The sequence below is a fragment of the Pseudomonas sp. AC193 genome (genome assembly GCF_979258075.1).
The window spans coordinates 694,474-711,111 of sequence record NZ_OZ409832.1 but is presented as its reverse complement, the minus strand read 5'-3'; the positions used below and the strand labels follow the sequence as shown (position 1 = coordinate 711,111).

Below are 16,638 nucleotides of genomic sequence, written 5' to 3'. Positions count from 1 at the left end.
CAACAACAAAACGACGGCGGCGCTGTTCCATGACTCTACGAATCGCAATCAATGGTTTTGGCCGCATCGGCCGTAATGTCCTGCGCGCACTGTATACCCAAGGCTATCGACAGGATTTGCAGATCGTCGCCATCAACGATCTGGGCGACAGCTCGATCAACGCCCATCTGCTCAAATACGACACCGTTCACGGCACGTTCGACGCGCAAGTCGAGCATGACAACGAGAGTCTGACCGTCAACGGCGACCGCATTGCGGTCAGCGCGATTCGCAACCCGGCCGACCTGCCCTGGGCCGCGGAAAAGATTGATGTGGTGTTTGAATGCACCGGTCTCTTTACCGACCGCGCCAAAGCGGCCGCGCATATTACTGCCGGCGCGCGCAAAGTGATCATCTCGGCCCCGGCCAAAGGCGCCGACGCCACCGTCGTTTATGGTGTGAACCACGACATTCTGCGCCAATCGCATCAGATCATCTCCAACGCTTCGTGCACCACCAACTGTCTGGCGCCAGTGGCGCAGGTGCTGCACCGTGAGCTGGGCATCGAAAGCGGTCTGATGACCACCATTCACGCCTACACCAACGATCAGAACCTCACCGACGTCTATCACACCGACCCGTACCGCGCGCGTTCGGCCACGCAGAACATGATCCCGAGCAAGACCGGCGCTGCTGAAGCGGTCGGCCTGGTGTTGCCAGAACTGGCCGGCAAACTGACCGGCATGGCCGTGCGGGTGCCGGTGATCAATGTGTCGCTGGTGGATTTGACCGTGCAATTGAAGCGCGAAGCCTCGGCGGATGAGGTCAATGCGCTGCTCAAGGCTGCGAGCCAGCATTCGAAGATTTTGGGTTACAACACGTTGCCGCTGGTTTCCAGCGACTTCAACCACAACCCGCTGTCGTCGATCTTCGACGCCAACCACACCAAATCCAGCGGCAAACTGCTGAAAGTGCTGGCCTGGTACGACAACGAGTGGGGCTTCTCCAACCGCATGCTGGATAACTGCCTGGCGCTGTGTAACGCCGAGTAAGGTTGCCTCGCTCTCCCCGTAGGAGCTGCCGAAGGCTGCGATCTTTTGATCTTGTTTTTTAAGATCAACATCAAAAGATCGCAGCCTTCGGCAGCTCCTACATTTATCCGTGTCGATCACAAAACAATACTTGACCATTCGCATAGATGATAAGCATTATCATTCGCTCGAAATGGATCAGGTTCCCCCGTGAGTCAATCGCGCTTCAACCACGTCTTCCTCACCCAGCGTATGTCCCTGCTGCGGACGCTGGAACGGATGGTCAACAATCACAGCACCGCTGAAGACCTGCTGCAGGAAACCTACCTGCGCGTGACGCGGGCGTTGAGCGAGCGGGCCATCGATCACCTCGAGCCCTTTGTCTTCCAGACCGCGCGCAATCTGGCGCTGGATCATTTGCGTGCGCGCAAGCTGCACTCACGGACGATGGTCGATGACGTGCCGCAAGACGTCGTGCACAGCATCGCCGCCCCCGCCAGCAGCGCCGAAGACGCCGCCCACGCCGAACAAATGCTGGAGCGATTGAATGTGAGTCTCAGCGAACTCAGCTCGCGTCAGCAGCAGATTTTCATCCTCAGCCGTTTGCACGGCAACAGCTACCAGGAAATCGCGGACGAACTGAACGTCTCCCTGAGTACCGTGCAGAAAGAATTGAAACTGATCATGTCCATTTGCATCGGCGTCGCCGAACGGCATAACAGCAGCGGCGAGTTATAAGCTTCAAGCGGCAAGCTGAAAACTCAAAGTTCACACCGAATGAGCTTTAGCTTGCAGCTTGTCGCTTGAAACTCGAAACTTGCTTTGAAAAAGCCCGAGGAAACACCGTGACGGACACCCACCGCTCGCCTTCGCCTGATTCGGCGCGGGACGCTGCAGACGCAATGGACCAGGCGCTGGACTGGCTCATCGTGCTCGGCAGCCCGGACGAGGAGCAGACCCGGCAGTTCCATGCCTGGCTGGCGGCTGATCCGTTGAACGCCGAAGCGTTCGCCAAGGCGCAGGCGATCTGGGATGGCCCGCAAGTCATTCAGTGCGCGCAAAGCCTCGCGGCGAAACCGGCCAAGGTCACCTTCCTCAAGCGATTGCGCCCGCACTGGAAACCGTTGGCCACCGCAGCGGTGCTGATTCTCGGTCTGTTCAGTTTCAGCAACCTGCCGATGCGTATTCAAGCAGATCACTTGACGGTGGTCGGTGAGCGTCAGCGCCTGCAACTGGAGGACGGTTCGAAAGTCCTTCTCAACACCAATTCCGCTTTCTCCAGCACGATCAATGATCAGCAACGCGTGGCGCGGCTGTATCAGGGCGAGGCGTATTTCGAGATCGCCGGCAGCCGCACTCAGCCTTTGGAAATCGATGCCGGCCCGGTCAAAGCCAGTGTGCGCGACACCGAATTCGCCGTGCGTTATCTCGATGGCATCGCGCAGGTCAACGTCCAGCGTGGCGATGTCGATCTGCGCGCGACCCACAACGATGCCCGCGTGCGCCTGTCGGCCGGGGAAAGTATCCGCATCGGCCCTAATGGCTTTGACCGCCCGTCCAAACTCGATGCTGCGACCGATCTGGCCTGGGTGCAGGGCCGACTGGTGTTCGAGAACTGTCCGCTCAACCAAGTGCTGGCCGAGCTGCGCCGCTACTATCCGGGCTGGATCATCAACACCAACGAGCAGTTGGCCGATGTCGCCGTGACCGGCAATTATCGCCTCGATCAACCACTCGACGTGGTGCGCTCTCTCGCCCACATCACCTCCGCGCGCTTGCAGGAATTTCCGGCGCTGGTGATCTTGAACTAAATGAGAATTATTTTTACTCGATAGCTAAAGCCCGTTCGTCTCGTTATAGCCAATGCAATTGATTCGCATCACGATGCCAATCAGCACCTATAAAGATTCGTGCGACACGGAGCGCTATCGATGTCCTCACGCCTTACCCGTCAGACTTCCCCTTCCCGCGTATTGTCGCTGCTGACCGCTGCCATTCTCATGGCCGGCACCGCACCGCTGATGGCTGCCACCGAGCAACCGGCGCGCAACATGGGTGATTACGCGTTCTCCATCAACCAGCAACCGCTGGTGTCGGCGCTCAATGCCTTCACCTCTGTGACCGGTTGGCAGGTCGGCTTGCCGGCGGAACTGGGTCAGGGCGTATCGTCGCCGGGCGTGCGCGGCTCGCTGCCGCCGGAGAAAGCGCTGGAGCGGCTGTTGGTGGGGCACAATCTGAGCTTCCGCAAGCTGAGCAACAACAATGTGGTGCTGGAAAAGCGCAACAGCAGCGGCACCCTCAACCTTGATCAGGTGACCATCAGCGCCACGCGTCAGGAACAGTCGGTCAATAGCGTGCCGGCCACCGTCAGCGTGCAGACCCGCGAAGATCTCGATCGCAACAACGTCAACTCGATCAAGGATCTGGTGCGGTACGAGCCGGGCGTTTCGGTGGGCGGTGCCGGTCAACGTGCCGGCATCACCGGCTACAACATCCGTGGTATCGATGGCGACCGCGTGCTGACTCAGGTCGACGGCGTGCAAGTGCCGGACAGTTTCTTCAACGGTTCGTACGCGCAGACCAACCGCAATTACGTCGACCCGGAAATCGTCAAACGCGTCGAAATTCTCCGTGGTCCAGCCTCGGTGCTGTACGGCAGCAACGCGATTGGCGGCGCCGTCAGCTACTACACCCTCGATCCGGACGACATCATCAAGCCTGGTCAGGACGTCGGCGCACGGCTGAAAACCGGTTACAGCTCGGCCGATGACAGCTGGCTGACCTCCGGCACCATTGCTGGCCGCACCGGCGACTTCGACGGTTTGCTGCACCTGAGCCAGCGCAACGGTCACGAAACCGAATCCTACGGCGAAACCGGTGGCACCGGCCTGAACCGCACCGAGGCCAACCCGGAAGACGTGCGCACCACCAACGTGCTGGCCAAACTCGGCTGGAACTACGCTGACGACGCGCGCTTCGGCCTGACCTACGAACACTATAAAGATGATCGCGACACCAACCAGTTGAGCGCCGTCGGTGGCCCGTTCAACGCTGGACGCGGTTTCGGTTTCTATAAGTCGCGCACCGGCAACGACACCGTTACCCGCGAGCGTTTTGGTCTGGAACACCGCTTCGCGCTGGACACTGTGCTGGCCGACAACATCAAGTGGTCGCTCAACTATCAGATCGCCAAAACCGATCAGAGCACCCAGGAAATCTACGCGCCGTCGCGCACTGTGCTGCGCAACCGCGACACCAATTACAAAGATCGCCAGTGGGTATTCGATGCGCAGGCTGACAAGTCGTTTGCCATCGCCGACACCGATCACACCATCACCTACGGCACGACCATCAAGCAGGACAAGGTCACCGGTCTGCGCACCGGCTCCGGCACTTGCCTGACCGTCGCCGGCGCCTGCCGCGTGATCGGTGCGCCAAGCGCGGCCGACACCTTGACACCGGCCAGCGACTTCCCGGATCCGACCATCAACAGCTACAGCCTGTTTGCCCAGGATCAGATCAGCTGGGGCAACTGGACGTTCCTGCCGGGCGCGCGTTACGACTACACCGAACTCAAGCCGCACATCACCGATGAGTTCCTCGCCACTGCCGACCAGAGCGGTAACGGTCAGGTCAGCGACGAGAAGAAAACCTGGCATCGTCTGTCGCCGAAGTTCGGTACGACTTACAGCTTCAACGATAACTACACCTGGTACGGTCAATACGCCGAAGGCTTCCGCACCCCGACCGCCAAGGCTTTGTATGGTCGCTTCGAAAACCTCGCGGGCGGCTACCAGGTCGCGCCGAACCCGGATCTTGAACCGGAAAAAAGCAAAAGCTATGAAACCGGTCTGCGTGGCCAGTTTGAAGCGGGCACCTTCGACGTTGCGGTGTTCTACAACAAGTACCGTGATTTCATCGACGAGAACGCCATCACTCCCGGTTACACCGAGACCACGTTCCAGAGCAACAACATCAAACACGCCACCATCAAAGGCGTGGAGCTTAAAGGTCGCTTGAACCTCGATACCTTCGGCGCACCGACCGGCCTCTACACCCAAGGCTCGATGGCGTACCTGTATGGCCGCAACGACGACAGCGGTGAGCCGCTGAACAGCATCAATCCGCTGACCGGCGTGTTCGGCCTCGGTTATGACCAGGACAAATACGGCGCGCTGCTGAGCTGGACGCTGGTCAAGCGCAAGGATCGTGTCGACAGCACCATGTTCAAAACACCGGACGGCACCAGCACCCAGTTCAAGACCCCGGGTTATGGCGTGCTCGATCTGGCGGGCTTCTACAAAGTCACCGACGACGTGACCGTCAACGCCGGTCTCTACAACCTGACCGACAAGAAATACTGGCAGTGGGATGACGTGCGCGGTTACGACAGCGTTGGCGAAGCCTCGGTCACGCAACCGGCCAACCTCGATCGCCTGACCCAACCGGGCCGCAACTTCGCGATCAATCTGGTCTGGGACATCTGATCCGGCCGACCTCACTGCGCGTGTTCAAGCACCGCGCAGTGAGGTTTTTTTACGCTCAGGCGTCTGCTTGTTCGTCTCGTTAGCAAGCGCCTCTCTTTCTCAAGGATTTCCCATGACAGCTCAAGACACCGAACAACGCCCTGCCCTGCGTTCGCAACGCTTGAACCAGATCACCAACGAGCCGCACACCAAGCTCGATGCCCTGGTGAAGGCTCACGCGCCGTTCGAGACCCGCGCCAACTTCGCTCGTTTCGTGGTCGCGCAGTACCTGTTCCAGTCGGAACTGGTCGACCTCTACAACAGCGCCGAACTGACCGCCATCGTCCCTGACCTGCCGGCCCGCTGCCGCGCTGAAGCGGCCAAGGCTGACCTCGCCGATCTCGACACCGAAGTCCCGGCCCCGGTCGCCGGCGCGGTGAAAAACCCGAGCAAGGCACGGGCACTGGGCTGGATCTTTGTGTCCGAAGGTTCGAAGCTCGGCGCTGCGTTTCTGATCAAACGCGCCGTGGCCCTGGAGCTGAGCGAAACCTTCGGCGCCCGTCACCTCGGTGAGCCAGAGGGTGGCCGTGCTGAAGGCTGGAAGAGCTTCGTGCGCACGCTGGATTCACTGGAATTCAGCGCTGAGGAAGAAGCCGAAGTGGAACAAGGCGCGATCGACGCGTTCAACCGCTTCACCGTGTTGCTGGAACAGGCTTACGCCACCGAGGCCGAACCGGCCTGATTCCCGACACAGCACAAAACCCATTGTGGGAGCGGGCTTGCTCGCGAATGCGGCCTCACATTCGACAGAGATGTTGGCTGACATACCGCCTTCGCGAGCAAGCCCGCTCCCACATGGGAACTGCAACAACCTGTAAGATCCCGATCCCGCTTCAGAAGCATCCCGCCGAGCCCATGCCGCAACCAGCCTCCTCCAAACTCGCCCGCGTGCTGTTCGGCCTTCTGGCCTACGTCAGCCTCGGCATCGGCCTGATCGCCATTGTCGTGCCCGGCCTGCCAACCACCGAGTTCATCCTCCTCGCCGCCTGGGCCGCCACCCGCAGCTCGCCGCGCCTGAGTGCCTGGCTGGAAAACCATCGCCTGTTCGGGCCGATTCTGAGCAACTGGCGCAATGGCAAGATCATCGCGCGCAAAGCCAAAGTCAGCGCGACGGTAAGCATGTTGCTGTGCGCGACGTTGATGCTGGTGATGCTCGATCACGGCTGGCCGATCTATCTGGCGATCGCCGGGATGGGGTTGGGGAATCTGTGGATCTGGTCGCGCCCGGAAACCATCACTAAACCCGCCTGATATTTCAAAGATCACTCCAAATCTGCGGCATACATAAACCCTGTGGCGAGGGGATTTATCCCCGCTGGGCTGCGAAGCAGCCCCAAACCCGGCCCCCCCCGTTCCACTGACAGACCGCATTATCTTGTCTAACGACTGCTTCGCAGCCGAACGGGGATAAATCCCCTCGCCACAAAAGCTATCCAATTCACGCAAACACTTCCCTGAAATTGTTCTGATTTCCAGCACTTTCCCCTGCGCAAACGTTTAGCGCTGACCGTTCGTCGGCGCGCGCCTCATGCCTTTTCGCCTCGCGCCGATGAGCATTCATGGCGCTGAATGGATTTGGCGAACCGGGTAGTCCATACCCGCAAGCCAACCGTTTATCCATTCGCGAGATCGCCCCATGTTCGACTCTCTGTCCATCCGCCTGAAAATCGTCCTGCTCTCCGGCCTGTGCCTGCTCGGTGTGGTCGCGCTGATTGTTGGCATGAACATCTACCAGACCAACCAGAACGATGAACTGGTCAGCAACTCCAGCAACCAACTGCTCACCGCCAGTGTGCAAAACCTGCTGCAAGCCAAAGCCGCCGAACAAGCGGTGCGGGTGCAGAAAACCTTTGGCGAAAGCTTGTTGGTGATTACCGCGCTGGCGGATCAGATCAAAGACATGCGCGTGATGGCCGCCAAGCGTTCGCTGGACGCCGGCGCCCTGCGCGAAGAGTTGAACCAGAGCCTGAAAACCGCCTTCGAGCGCAACGATAAAGTGCTCGGAATCTGGCTCGCCTTCGAACCCAACGGCCTCGACGGCAAGGACAGCGAGTTCGCCAACGACGCCGCGCGCCAGTCCAACGAAGCCGGACGGTTCGCGACTTATTGGAGCCGCGCGGCCGGCGCCTCGCTGAACACGATCATGGTCGAAGAAGACCTGACCAAAACGACCCTCAGCGTCAGCGGCACGCCGTACAACAGCTGGTACACCTGCCCTCGCGACAACAAACGCACCTGCTTGCTCGACCCGTACGCCGACACCGTGGGCAATAAGGAAATGCTCATGACGACCATTTCCGTACCGTTGATTGTCGACGGCAAAGCGATCGGCGTGGTCGGTGTCGACATCGCCCTCGACGCGCTGCAAGCAGCCGCCGTCGACTCGCAACGCAACCTCTTCAACAACGCCGGGCACATGCTTATCGTCTCCGGCAGCGGCGTGCTCGGCGCCGACAGTTCGGACGCGACCAAGGTCGGCAAAAAGATCAACGACACCCTCGGCGCCAATGGCCAGGACGTACTGCAACTGCTCGCCTCCGGCACTCCGAAAATCCTCGAACAGGGCGACCTGATCCGTGCGGTGTACCCGGTCGACCCGATTGGCAACTCGCGTGCGTGGGGCGTGGTCATCGACCTGCCGAAACAAGTGCTGCTGGCCGACTCGGTCAAGCTGCAAGCGGTGCTCGATGATGCCCAGGAAACCGGCGTGCTCACCGCGTTGCTGGTGGCTGTGGTGGCTGGCGTGGTTGGCCTGCTGCTGATCTGGCTGACCGCGTCTGGCGTTACCCGTCCGATCAACAGCGTCGCCGAGATGCTGAAGAACATCGCCAGCGGCGAAGGCGATCTGACCCAGCGTCTGAACTACAGCAAGAAAGATGAACTGGGCGAACTGGTGAACTGGTTCAACCGTTTCCTCGACAAGCTGCAACCGACCATTGCGCAGATCAAACAGAGCATTACCGAAGCGCGCGGCACCGCCGACCAGTCTTCGGAAATCGCCCGTCAGACCAGCGAAGGCATGCAGGTGCAGTTCCGCGAAATCGATCAGGTCGCCACCGCATCCAACGAAATGAGCGCCACCGCCCACGACGTCGCCAACAGCGCATCCAATGCCGCGAATGCCGCGAAAGGTGCCGATCAGTCGGCGAAGGACGGCATGTCGATCATCGAACGCAGCACCCGCGACATCAATCAATTGGCCGATGAAGTCAGCAAAGCGGTGACCGAAGTTGAAGCGCTGGCGGTCAACAGCGAGCAGATCGGTTCGGTACTGGAAGTGATCCGCAGCATCGCCGAACAAACCAACCTGCTCGCGCTCAACGCGGCGATTGAAGCGGCCCGTGCCGGTGAGAGTGGACGCGGTTTCGCCGTGGTCGCCGACGAGGTGCGTAACCTCGCCAAACGCACGCAGGATTCGGTCGAAGAGATTCGCGTGGTGATCGAGCGTATTCAGACCGGCACCCGTGGCGTGGTCGCGACCATGCATTCGAGCCAGACTCAGGCACACAACAACGCCGGGCAGATTCGTCAGGCCGTGGATGCGCTGGGCAAGATCAGCGACGCGGTGACGGTGATCAGCGACATGAATCTGCAGATTGCCAGCGCGGCGGAACAGCAGAGCGCGGTGGCCGAAGAGGTTAATCGCAACGTTTCGGCGATTCGCACCGTGACCGAGACCCTGACCGGACAAGCCACCGAGTCGGCGGCGATCAGCAGCCAGCTCAATGCCCTGGCGAGCCAGCAGATGAAATTGATGGATCAGTTCCGCGTCTAGACCCTCACCACACATTCCCTGTGGGAGCGGGCTTGCTCGCGAAGGCGTCAGTTCCTGCAACATCGCAGTGACTGACACATCGCTTTCGCGAGCAAGCCCGCTCCCACAAGGGAAACGGGTTCACATTCCCGGATTTCATCTGCCTCAAAATTCTTTTGCACTATCATCGCCCTCTCGCTCCGGAGGGCCTTCGATGACTGATTTACTCACGTCCATTCAAGCCGCACTCGGCTTGCCGCACACGCCGATTGCGTTCACCGCCAGTGGCGCCCTGCCCTCGGCCTTCGCCGTCACCGATCTGGCCTGCGCCAGCATCGCCGCTGCCGGGCAAGCCGTCAGCGAACTCTTGCAGCAACAAACCGGCCACCTGCCCGCCGTAGAAGTCGATCGTCGTTTGGCCTCGTTTTGGTTCTCCTCATCACTGCGCCCGATCGGCTGGCAAGTGCCGCCGCTGTGGGATCCGGTCGCCGGTGACTACGCAACGCGCGACGGCTGGATTCGCCTGCACACCAACGCCCCGCACCACCGCGCCGCCGCTGAACGCGTGCTCGGTGCCTGCGCCGACCGCGCGGCGATGGCGGCGAAAGTCGCGCAGTGGGCGAGCACGGAACTGGAGCAAGTGGTGGTCGACGCCAAGGGTTGCGCCGCCGAAATGCGCAGTTGGGCGCAGTGGCAACAGCATCCGCAGGGGTTGGCGGTGAATGCCGAGCCGCTTGTTCACTTCTTCGCAGATCAGGATGAACATGCGAAATCGTGGCAAGGCTCGGTGGAACGCCCATTGGCCGGGATCAAGGTGTTGGATCTGACGCGCGTACTCGCCGGCCCTACCGCCAGTCGTTTCCTCGCGGGGCTCGGTGCTGAGGTTTTGCGCATCGATCCACCGACCTGGAACGAGCCCGGCGTCGTCCCGGAAATGACCCTCGGCAAACGCTGCGCACGGCTGGATTTGCAGGTTCCGACGAACCGCGCGGTGTTCGAGAGTCTGCTGAAAGACGCCGACATTCTGCTGCACGGTTATCGCGCTGATGCGTTGGAGAATCTTGGTTTCGGCGTTGAACGTCGTCGCCAATTGGCACCGGGATTGATCGACGTCTGCCTCAACGCTTACGGCTGGAGCGGCCCGTGGCAAAACCGCCGGGGTTTCGACAGCCTGGTGCAAATGAGCAGCGGCATCGCCGAGGCCGGGCAGCGCTGGAAGCAGGCGGACAAACCGACGCCGTTGCCGGTGCAGGCGTTGGATCATGCGACCGGCTATTTGATGGCGGCGAGTGCGATCAGATTACTGACTGAGCGGTTGAGGAATGGACATGGTGGTTCGGCACGGTTGTCGTTGGCGCGGACGGCGAAGTTGTTGATTGGGTGTGGGTCAGGAACAAGCGAAGCGTTGCGTGCCGAGGATGAACAAGACCAAGGGTTGCCCTTGGAACAAACCCCATGGGGGCCAGCACATCGGTTGCTGGCGCCGGTGAAGATCAGCGGCACACCGTTGCAGTGGGCGTTGCCTGCCACGGACTTGGGTTCCCACCAACCTCAGTGGTGAATTTTAAACCGCTATCGCGAGCAGGCTCACTCCTACAGTTGACCGCGTTCCAATAGTAGAAACGCGGTCAACTGTAGGAGTGAGCCTGCTCGCGATGAGGGCTGAATTGGCCACGCAAATTCCGGATCAATCACCACGGCTCAAAGACGCCCACAACACCTGCGCCGCATACCCGCGATAAGGCCGCCAACCCTCCGCCCGCACAGCCAATTCCCGCGCCGTCGGCCGCTGTCCTTCCAGCACTTCCAACGCCCGCAACAACCCGACATCGCCATGGGGAAAGCCATCCAGATCGCGCAATTGCCGCAGCGCAATGTACTGCGCCGTCCACTCGCCAATCCCGTGCAACGCCAGCAACCGCGCCACCCCGCCTTCGCGATAAGGCTCAAATAATGCTGGATCATCAAGCAACGCCTGCGCCACGCCCGACAGTGTCCGCCCTCGACTCTTGGGCATCCCCGACGCTGCCAAATCGGCCTCAGCCAACACACTCGCCTCAGGAAACACGTAACTCAAACCCGGCACCTTCGATTGCAACGGCGAGCCATACTGAGCCACCAATTTCCCCGCCAACCGAATCGCCGCCACCACGGTAATCTGCTGCCCGAGCACAGCACGAAACGCCAGTTCCAAGCCATCCCACGCCCCCGGAATGCGCAACCCCGGACGCTCGGCCATCAACCGCGCCAGCAGCGGATCCTGCGCAAGATGCCCTTGCATCAGCGCCAGTTCCGCATCCAGATCGAACATCCGCCGTAACCGCCGCACAATCTCTGGCAGCGCCTGCGAATCAGGAAAATCCACTTCAACCGCCAGCGAATCAGCAGCACCGGGCCACACTGAAACCGTGCCATGCACCCCGTTCAACCCGATGCTGCGCGAATACACGCCATCGACCACGGTCTCCATCCCGACCACCGCTCGCGCCGCGAGAAAACCCAGCATCGCCTCCCAGTCATACGGCGGTTGATACGCCAGCGCCAACCTCACAACGACAGCATGCCGCTATACAAGCCATACGCCGCCAGACCCGCACCGATGATGACGACGGTAAAGATGCCCTTCTCAATCGACGTGAAGATCGGCTCGCCCTGCTCATGTTTGGCCTTGGCAAACAGGATCACCCCCGGCGCATACAGCAGCGCCGAGAGCAGCAAATATTTCACCCCGCCGGCGTACAGCAACCACACCGCATAACCCAGGGCGATGCCGCCGATCAGCAAATCCTTGGTGCGTTCGGCCGAGGCGTGTTCGTAGGTTTCGCCACGCCCGCTCAGCAGCACGGCATACGCCGCCGACCACAGGTACGGCACCAGAATCATCGACGACGCCAGATAAATCAGGCTGGTGTAGGTGCCCGCCGAAAACAGGGTGATCAGCAGGAAAATCTGGATCATCGCGTTGGTCAGCCACAACGCGTTCACCGGCACGTGGTTTTTGTTTTCCTTTTTAAGGAACGCCGGCATGGTTTTGTCTTTGGCCGTGGCGAAGAGGATTTCTGCGCAGAGCAGCGCCCACGACAGCAGCGCACCGAGCAGCGAGATTGCCAGGCCGATGCTGATCAGCAATGCGCCCCACGGCCCGACGATGTGTTCTAGCACCGCTGCCAGCGACGGGTTTTGCAGGTTGGCCAGTTCCGGCTGGCTCATGATCCCCAGCGACAACACGTTGACCAGCACCAGCAACGCCAGCACACCGATAAAGCCGATCACGGTGGCGCGGCCGACGTCGCTGCGTTTCTCCGCGCGCGCCGAGTAGACGCTGGCGCCTTCGATGCCGATGAACACGAACACCGTGACCAGCATCATGTTGCGCACTTGATCCATGACATTGCCGAAGTTCGGGTTGCTGGTGCCCCAAATGTCGCGGGTAAAAATGTCGGCCTTGAAGGCGACGGCGGCGATGACGATGAACATGATCAGTGGCACGATCTTCGCCACCGTGGTCACCTGATTGATGAACGCTGCCTCTTTGATCCCGCGCATCACCAGAAAATGCACGCACCACAACAGCACCGAAGCGCAGCCGATGGCGATCGGCGTATTGCCTTGACCGAACACCGGAAAAAAGTAGCCGAGGGTGCTGAACAGCAGAACGAAATAACCGACGTTACCCAGCCAGGCGCTGATCCAGTAACCCCACGCCGATGAAAACCCCATGTAGTCGCCGAACCCGGCCTTGGCATAGGCGTAGACGCCGGAATCCAGTTCAGGCTTGCGGTTGGCCAGGGTCTGAAAGACGAACGCCAGCGTGAGCATGCCGATCGCGGTGATGCCCCAACCGATCAATATCGCCCCGGCATCGGCCCGCGCCGCCATGTTCTGCGGCAGCGAGAAAATCCCCCCACCAATCATCGACCCCACCACCAGAGCGATCAACGCGCCTAGGCGCAGCTTTTGCGTCGGTTGCGACATTCAAATCTCCCTTCCTGATGAACGAATTCTCAATTTCTACCGAAACCCCAGATACACCGGCCCCCCTGTGGCGAGGGGATTTATCCCCGTTCGGCTGCGCAGCAGTCGCAAAACCGTCACGCGAAGTATGTCTGAATTACTGCAGTGACTGGTTCAGGGCGGCTACGCCACCCATCGGGGATAAATCCCCTCACCACAGGTTTATGTCTTAACTAACTAAATGGGTAAAGAGTATGTACGTTTATTAGATAACGCCAACAAACGCTCATTTATATATAGCCGATCACGCTAACGCCTAGCACGCTCAGACAATTTTGTGCGCTGATCCTAATAAATCAATTCTGTACTGAAAACAGACGCGGAAAATTTGCCAATCTGCCAAAACGAACTAGCGTCATAATTCGAAAGTAATAATAGCTATTCCCAAGCATGTAGCCAAAAAGCGTCTAAATCGGGCTTCGCAGACGATAGCTTTATGCCTTCAGCCCATTCATAAGTCATTCATTAACAATGGAATGTGACCATGCACTGATCTAAGTCAGCTAACTGAACAGACAACAGAACTACGCTGTGATCTCTCTTCTCCTGCAATGGAGTCATGCAATGTCTGAAGCTCCCGGAAAACTACGACTCGGTGCACTGGTTGCGTTGGTAGTCGGTTCAATGATCGGTGGCGGGATATTCTCTTTGCCACAAAACATGGCCGCCAGCGCCGACGTTGGCGCCGTGCTGATCGGTTGGGCCATCACCGCTGTCGGCATGCTCACCCTCGCTTTTGTCTTCCAGACCCTCGCCAACCGAAAGCCTGACCTGGACGGCGGTGTCTACGCCTACGCCAAGGCCGGTTTCGGCGATTACATGGGTTTCTCGTCCGCCTGGGGTTACTGGATCAGTGCCTGGCTGGGCAACGTCGGTTACTTCGTTCTGCTGTTCAGTACCCTCGGCTACTTCTTCCCGATTTTCGGTGAGGGCAACACCGTTGCGGCGGTAATCGGCGCCTCGGTGCTGCTGTGGGCCGTGCACTTCCTCGTCCTGCGCGGGATCAAGGAAGCAGCGTTCATTAACCTTGTGACCACGGTCGCCAAGGTTGTGCCGCTGGTGCTGTTCGTTCTGATCGCGATTTTCGCCTTCAAACTGGACATCTTCACCGCCGACATCTGGGGTATCAAAAACCCTGATCTGGGCAGCGTGATGAACCAGGTGCGCAACATGATGCTGGTCACCGTGTGGGTGTTCATCGGCATCGAAGGCGCGAGCATCTTCTCGGCCCGCGCGGAAAAACGCTCGGACGTCGGTAAAGCCACCGTGATCGGTTTCATCACCGTGCTGCTGTTTCTGGTGCTGGTGAACGTGCTGTCGCTGGGCATCATGACTCAGCCGGAACTGGCGAAACTGCAGAACCCGTCGATGGCCGCCGTGCTTGAGCATGTCGTCGGTCACTGGGGCGCGGTGCTGATCAGCGTCGGTCTGATCATTTCGCTGCTGGGTGCGCTGCTGTCGTGGGTGTTGCTGTGTGCGGAGATCATGTTCGCCGCCGCCAAAGACCACACCATGCCGGAGTTCCTGCGCAAGGAAAACGAGAACCACGTACCGGTCAACGCCCTGTGGCTGACCAACGCGATGGTGCAGATTTTCCTGATCATCACCCTGTTCTCGGCGAGTACTTACCTGTCGCTGATCTACCTCGCCACTTCGATGATTCTGGTGCCGTACCTGTGGTCGGCGGCGTATGCCCTGCTGCTGGCGGTGCGCGGCGAAACTTACGAAGGCTTTGCCGCCGAACGGCGCAAGGATCTGATTATCGGCGGCATCGCGCTGATCTATGCGGTGTGGCTGTTGTATGCCGGCGGGGTCAAGTACTTGCTGCTCTCGGCCCTGCTCTACGCACCTGGCGCGATCCTGTTCGCCAAAGCCAAGCTGGAACTCAACCAACCGATTTTCACTAACGTCGAGAAGCTGCTTTTCGCCTTGGTGATCGTGGGTGCCCTGGTGGCAGCCTATGGTCTCTACGACGGCTTCCTGACTCTGTAATACCCGACTAATTTGTCATCTGGAGGATCACTGAAATGACCACGGAAAAAGTTAAGTACGGCGTACATTCCGAAGCCGGCAAACTGCGCAAAGTCATGGTTTGCTCCCCAGGTCTGGCCCACCAGCGGCTGACCCCGAACAACTGCGATGAGCTGCTGTTCGACGACGTGCTCTGGGTGGCCCAGGCCAAGCGCGACCACTTCGACTTCGTCACCAAGATGCGCGAGCGCGGCATCGATGTGCTGGAAATGCACAACCTGCTGACCGACATCGTCGCCATCCCTGAGGCGCTGGACTGGATTCTCGAGCGCAAGGTCACCGCGGACTCGGTGGGCCTGGGCCTGATCAACGAAGTCAAATCCTGGCTGAAAAGCCTCGAGCCACGGCACATCGCCGAGTTCCTGATTGGCGGCGTGTCCGCTGATGATCTGCCGGACAGCTTTGGTGGCAAGACCATCCAGATGTTCCGCGACTTCCTCGGCCATTCGAGCTTCATTCTGCCGCCGCTGCCGAACACTCAGTTCACCCGCGACACCACCTGCTGGATCTACGGTGGCGTGACGCTGAACCCGATGTACTGGCCAGCGCGCCGTCAGGAAACCCTGCTGACCACCGCCATCTACAAATTCCATCCACAGTTCACCAACGCCGAATTCGAAATCTGGTACGGCGACCCGGACAAGGATCACGGCAGCTCCACCCTTGAAGGTGGCGACGTCATGCCAATCGGCAACGGCGTGGTGTTGATCGGTATGGGCGAACGCTCGTCCCGTCAGGCCATCGGCCAACTGGCGCTGAACCTGTTCAAGAACAAAGCCGTGGAAAAAGTCATCGTTGCCGGCCTGCCGAAATCCCGCGCGGCGATGCACCTCGACACCGTGTTCAGCTTCTGCGACCGCGACCTCGTGACGATTTTCCCGGAAGTGGTCAATCAGATCGTTGCCTTCACCCTGCGACCTGACGAAGGCAAACAGGGCGGCATCGACATTCGCCGCGAAGAAGGCACTTTCCTCGACACCGTGGCCAAGGCCCTCAATCTGAAAGCGTTGCGCGTGGTGGAAACCGGCGGCAACAGCTTCGCCGCTGAACGCGAGCAATGGGACGACGGCAACAACGTGGTGGCCGTGGAACCGGGCGTGGTCATCGGCTACGACCGCAACACCTACACCAACACCCTGCTGCGCAAGGCCGGCGTGGAAGTCATCACCATCAGCGCCGGTGAACTGGGCCGAGGCCGTGGCGGTGGCCACTGCATGACCTGCCCAATCGTGCGCGACGCAATCGACTACTAAACCTCTGAGCCCTGGCCGTCACTTACAACGTGCGGCCAGGGGGATAACCG

12 protein-coding genes and 1 pseudogene are annotated in these 16,638 nt (G+C 59.9%); 11 read left to right on the top strand and 2 right to left on the bottom strand.

Going from position 1 to position 16,638, the window contains the following annotated elements; translation table 11 throughout:
- The first annotated feature begins 29 nt into the window (after positions 1 to 29).
- From gap to ACZZ0D_RS03305, 9 genes and pseudogenes are all read left to right on the top strand, one after another.
- On the top strand, positions 30 to 1,031 hold the full coding sequence (gap, locus tag ACZZ0D_RS03345; RefSeq protein WP_053123028.1) for a type I glyceraldehyde-3-phosphate dehydrogenase: 1,002 nt from the start codon (positions 30 to 32) through the stop codon (positions 1,029 to 1,031).
- Positions 1,032 to 1,220: 189 nt separating this feature from the next.
- Positions 1,221 to 1,748, top strand: coding sequence for an RNA polymerase sigma factor (locus ACZZ0D_RS03340; protein WP_053123030.1), 528 nt, complete (start codon positions 1,221 to 1,223; stop codon positions 1,746 to 1,748).
- 107 nt (positions 1,749 to 1,855) lie between these two features.
- The gene (locus tag ACZZ0D_RS03335; protein ID WP_463552452.1) at positions 1,856 to 2,821 is read left to right on the top strand and encodes a FecR family protein; all 966 of its coding nucleotides are present in this window, start codon (positions 1,856 to 1,858) and stop codon (positions 2,819 to 2,821) included.
- A gap of 120 nt (positions 2,822 to 2,941) precedes the next feature.
- Entirely contained in the window at positions 2,942 to 5,497 is a 2,556-nt protein-coding gene (locus ACZZ0D_RS03330; RefSeq protein WP_463552451.1) for a TonB-dependent receptor, read from the top strand.
- Between the two features lie 112 nt (positions 5,498 to 5,609).
- The gene (locus ACZZ0D_RS03325) at positions 5,610 to 6,218 is read left to right on the top strand and encodes a biliverdin-producing heme oxygenase (protein ID WP_159812518.1); all 609 of its coding nucleotides are present in this window, start codon (positions 5,610 to 5,612) and stop codon (positions 6,216 to 6,218) included.
- Positions 6,219 to 6,391: 173 nt separating this feature from the next.
- On the top strand, positions 6,392 to 6,787 hold the full coding sequence (locus tag ACZZ0D_RS03320) for a YbaN family protein (protein WP_212543888.1): 396 nt from the start codon (positions 6,392 to 6,394) through the stop codon (positions 6,785 to 6,787).
- Between the two features lie 385 nt (positions 6,788 to 7,172).
- Positions 7,173 to 8,453: pseudogene (locus ACZZ0D_RS03315) on the top strand (methyl-accepting chemotaxis protein); the annotation flags it as partial.
- Between the two features lie 102 nt (positions 8,454 to 8,555).
- Complete coding sequence (locus ACZZ0D_RS03310) at positions 8,556 to 9,311, top strand: methyl-accepting chemotaxis protein (protein WP_401242094.1); 756 nt, start codon at positions 8,556 to 8,558, stop codon at positions 9,309 to 9,311.
- A 193-nt stretch (positions 9,312 to 9,504) separates the two neighbouring features.
- Entirely contained in the window at positions 9,505 to 10,851 is a 1,347-nt protein-coding gene (locus ACZZ0D_RS03305; RefSeq protein WP_463552450.1) for a CoA transferase, read from the top strand.
- A 126-nt stretch (positions 10,852 to 10,977) separates the two neighbouring features.
- Here the strand turns inward: ACZZ0D_RS03305 and ACZZ0D_RS03300 are convergent, their stop codons facing one another.
- Positions 10,978 to 11,841, bottom strand: coding sequence for a DNA-3-methyladenine glycosylase family protein (locus tag ACZZ0D_RS03300; protein WP_463552449.1), 864 nt, complete (start codon positions 11,839 to 11,841; stop codon positions 10,978 to 10,980).
- Positions 11,838 to 13,265 (bottom strand): arginine-ornithine antiporter, encoded by a 1,428-nt coding sequence (gene arcD, locus ACZZ0D_RS03295; protein WP_053123047.1) that lies wholly within the window; start codon positions 13,263 to 13,265, stop codon positions 11,838 to 11,840. The genes ACZZ0D_RS03300 and arcD (ACZZ0D_RS03295) overlap by 4 nt, the downstream gene beginning before the upstream one ends.
- A gap of 603 nt (positions 13,266 to 13,868) precedes the next feature.
- Between arcD (ACZZ0D_RS03295) and arcD (ACZZ0D_RS03290) the strand changes: the two genes are divergently transcribed.
- Together arcD (ACZZ0D_RS03290) and arcA are read left to right on the top strand one after the other, a co-directional pair.
- Positions 13,869 to 15,296: an arginine-ornithine antiporter gene (gene arcD, locus ACZZ0D_RS03290; RefSeq protein WP_212548873.1), complete on the top strand. Its 1,428-nt coding sequence runs from the start codon at positions 13,869 to 13,871 to the stop codon at positions 15,294 to 15,296.
- Positions 15,297 to 15,331: 35 nt separating this feature from the next.
- Entirely contained in the window at positions 15,332 to 16,588 is a 1,257-nt protein-coding gene (arcA, locus tag ACZZ0D_RS03285; protein WP_053123052.1) for an arginine deiminase, read from the top strand.
- The last annotated feature ends 50 nt before the right edge of the window (positions 16,589 to 16,638 follow it).

Excerpts from the sequence above, each read along its gene's own strand:
- gap (WP_053123028.1), top strand. The coding sequence starts at position 30 with ATGACTCTACGAATCGCAATCAATGGTTTTGGCCGCATCGGCCGTAAT.
- ACZZ0D_RS03330 (WP_463552451.1), top strand. The coding sequence starts at position 2,942 with ATGTCCTCACGCCTTACCCGTCAGACTTCCCCTTCCCGCGTATTGTCG.
- ACZZ0D_RS03325 (WP_159812518.1), top strand. The coding sequence starts at position 5,610 with ATGACAGCTCAAGACACCGAACAACGCCCTGCCCTGCGTTCGCAACGC.
- ACZZ0D_RS03320 (WP_212543888.1), top strand. The coding sequence starts at position 6,392 with ATGCCGCAACCAGCCTCCTCCAAACTCGCCCGCGTGCTGTTCGGCCTT.
- ACZZ0D_RS03310 (WP_401242094.1), top strand. The coding sequence starts at position 8,556 with ATGCAGGTGCAGTTCCGCGAAATCGATCAGGTCGCCACCGCATCCAAC.
- ACZZ0D_RS03305 (WP_463552450.1), top strand. The coding sequence starts at position 9,505 with ATGACTGATTTACTCACGTCCATTCAAGCCGCACTCGGCTTGCCGCAC.
- arcD (WP_053123047.1), bottom strand. The coding sequence starts at position 13,265 with ATGTCGCAACCGACGCAAAAGCTGCGCCTAGGCGCGTTGATCGCTCTG.
- arcD (WP_212548873.1), top strand. The coding sequence starts at position 13,869 with ATGTCTGAAGCTCCCGGAAAACTACGACTCGGTGCACTGGTTGCGTTG.
- arcA (WP_053123052.1), top strand. The coding sequence starts at position 15,332 with ATGACCACGGAAAAAGTTAAGTACGGCGTACATTCCGAAGCCGGCAAA.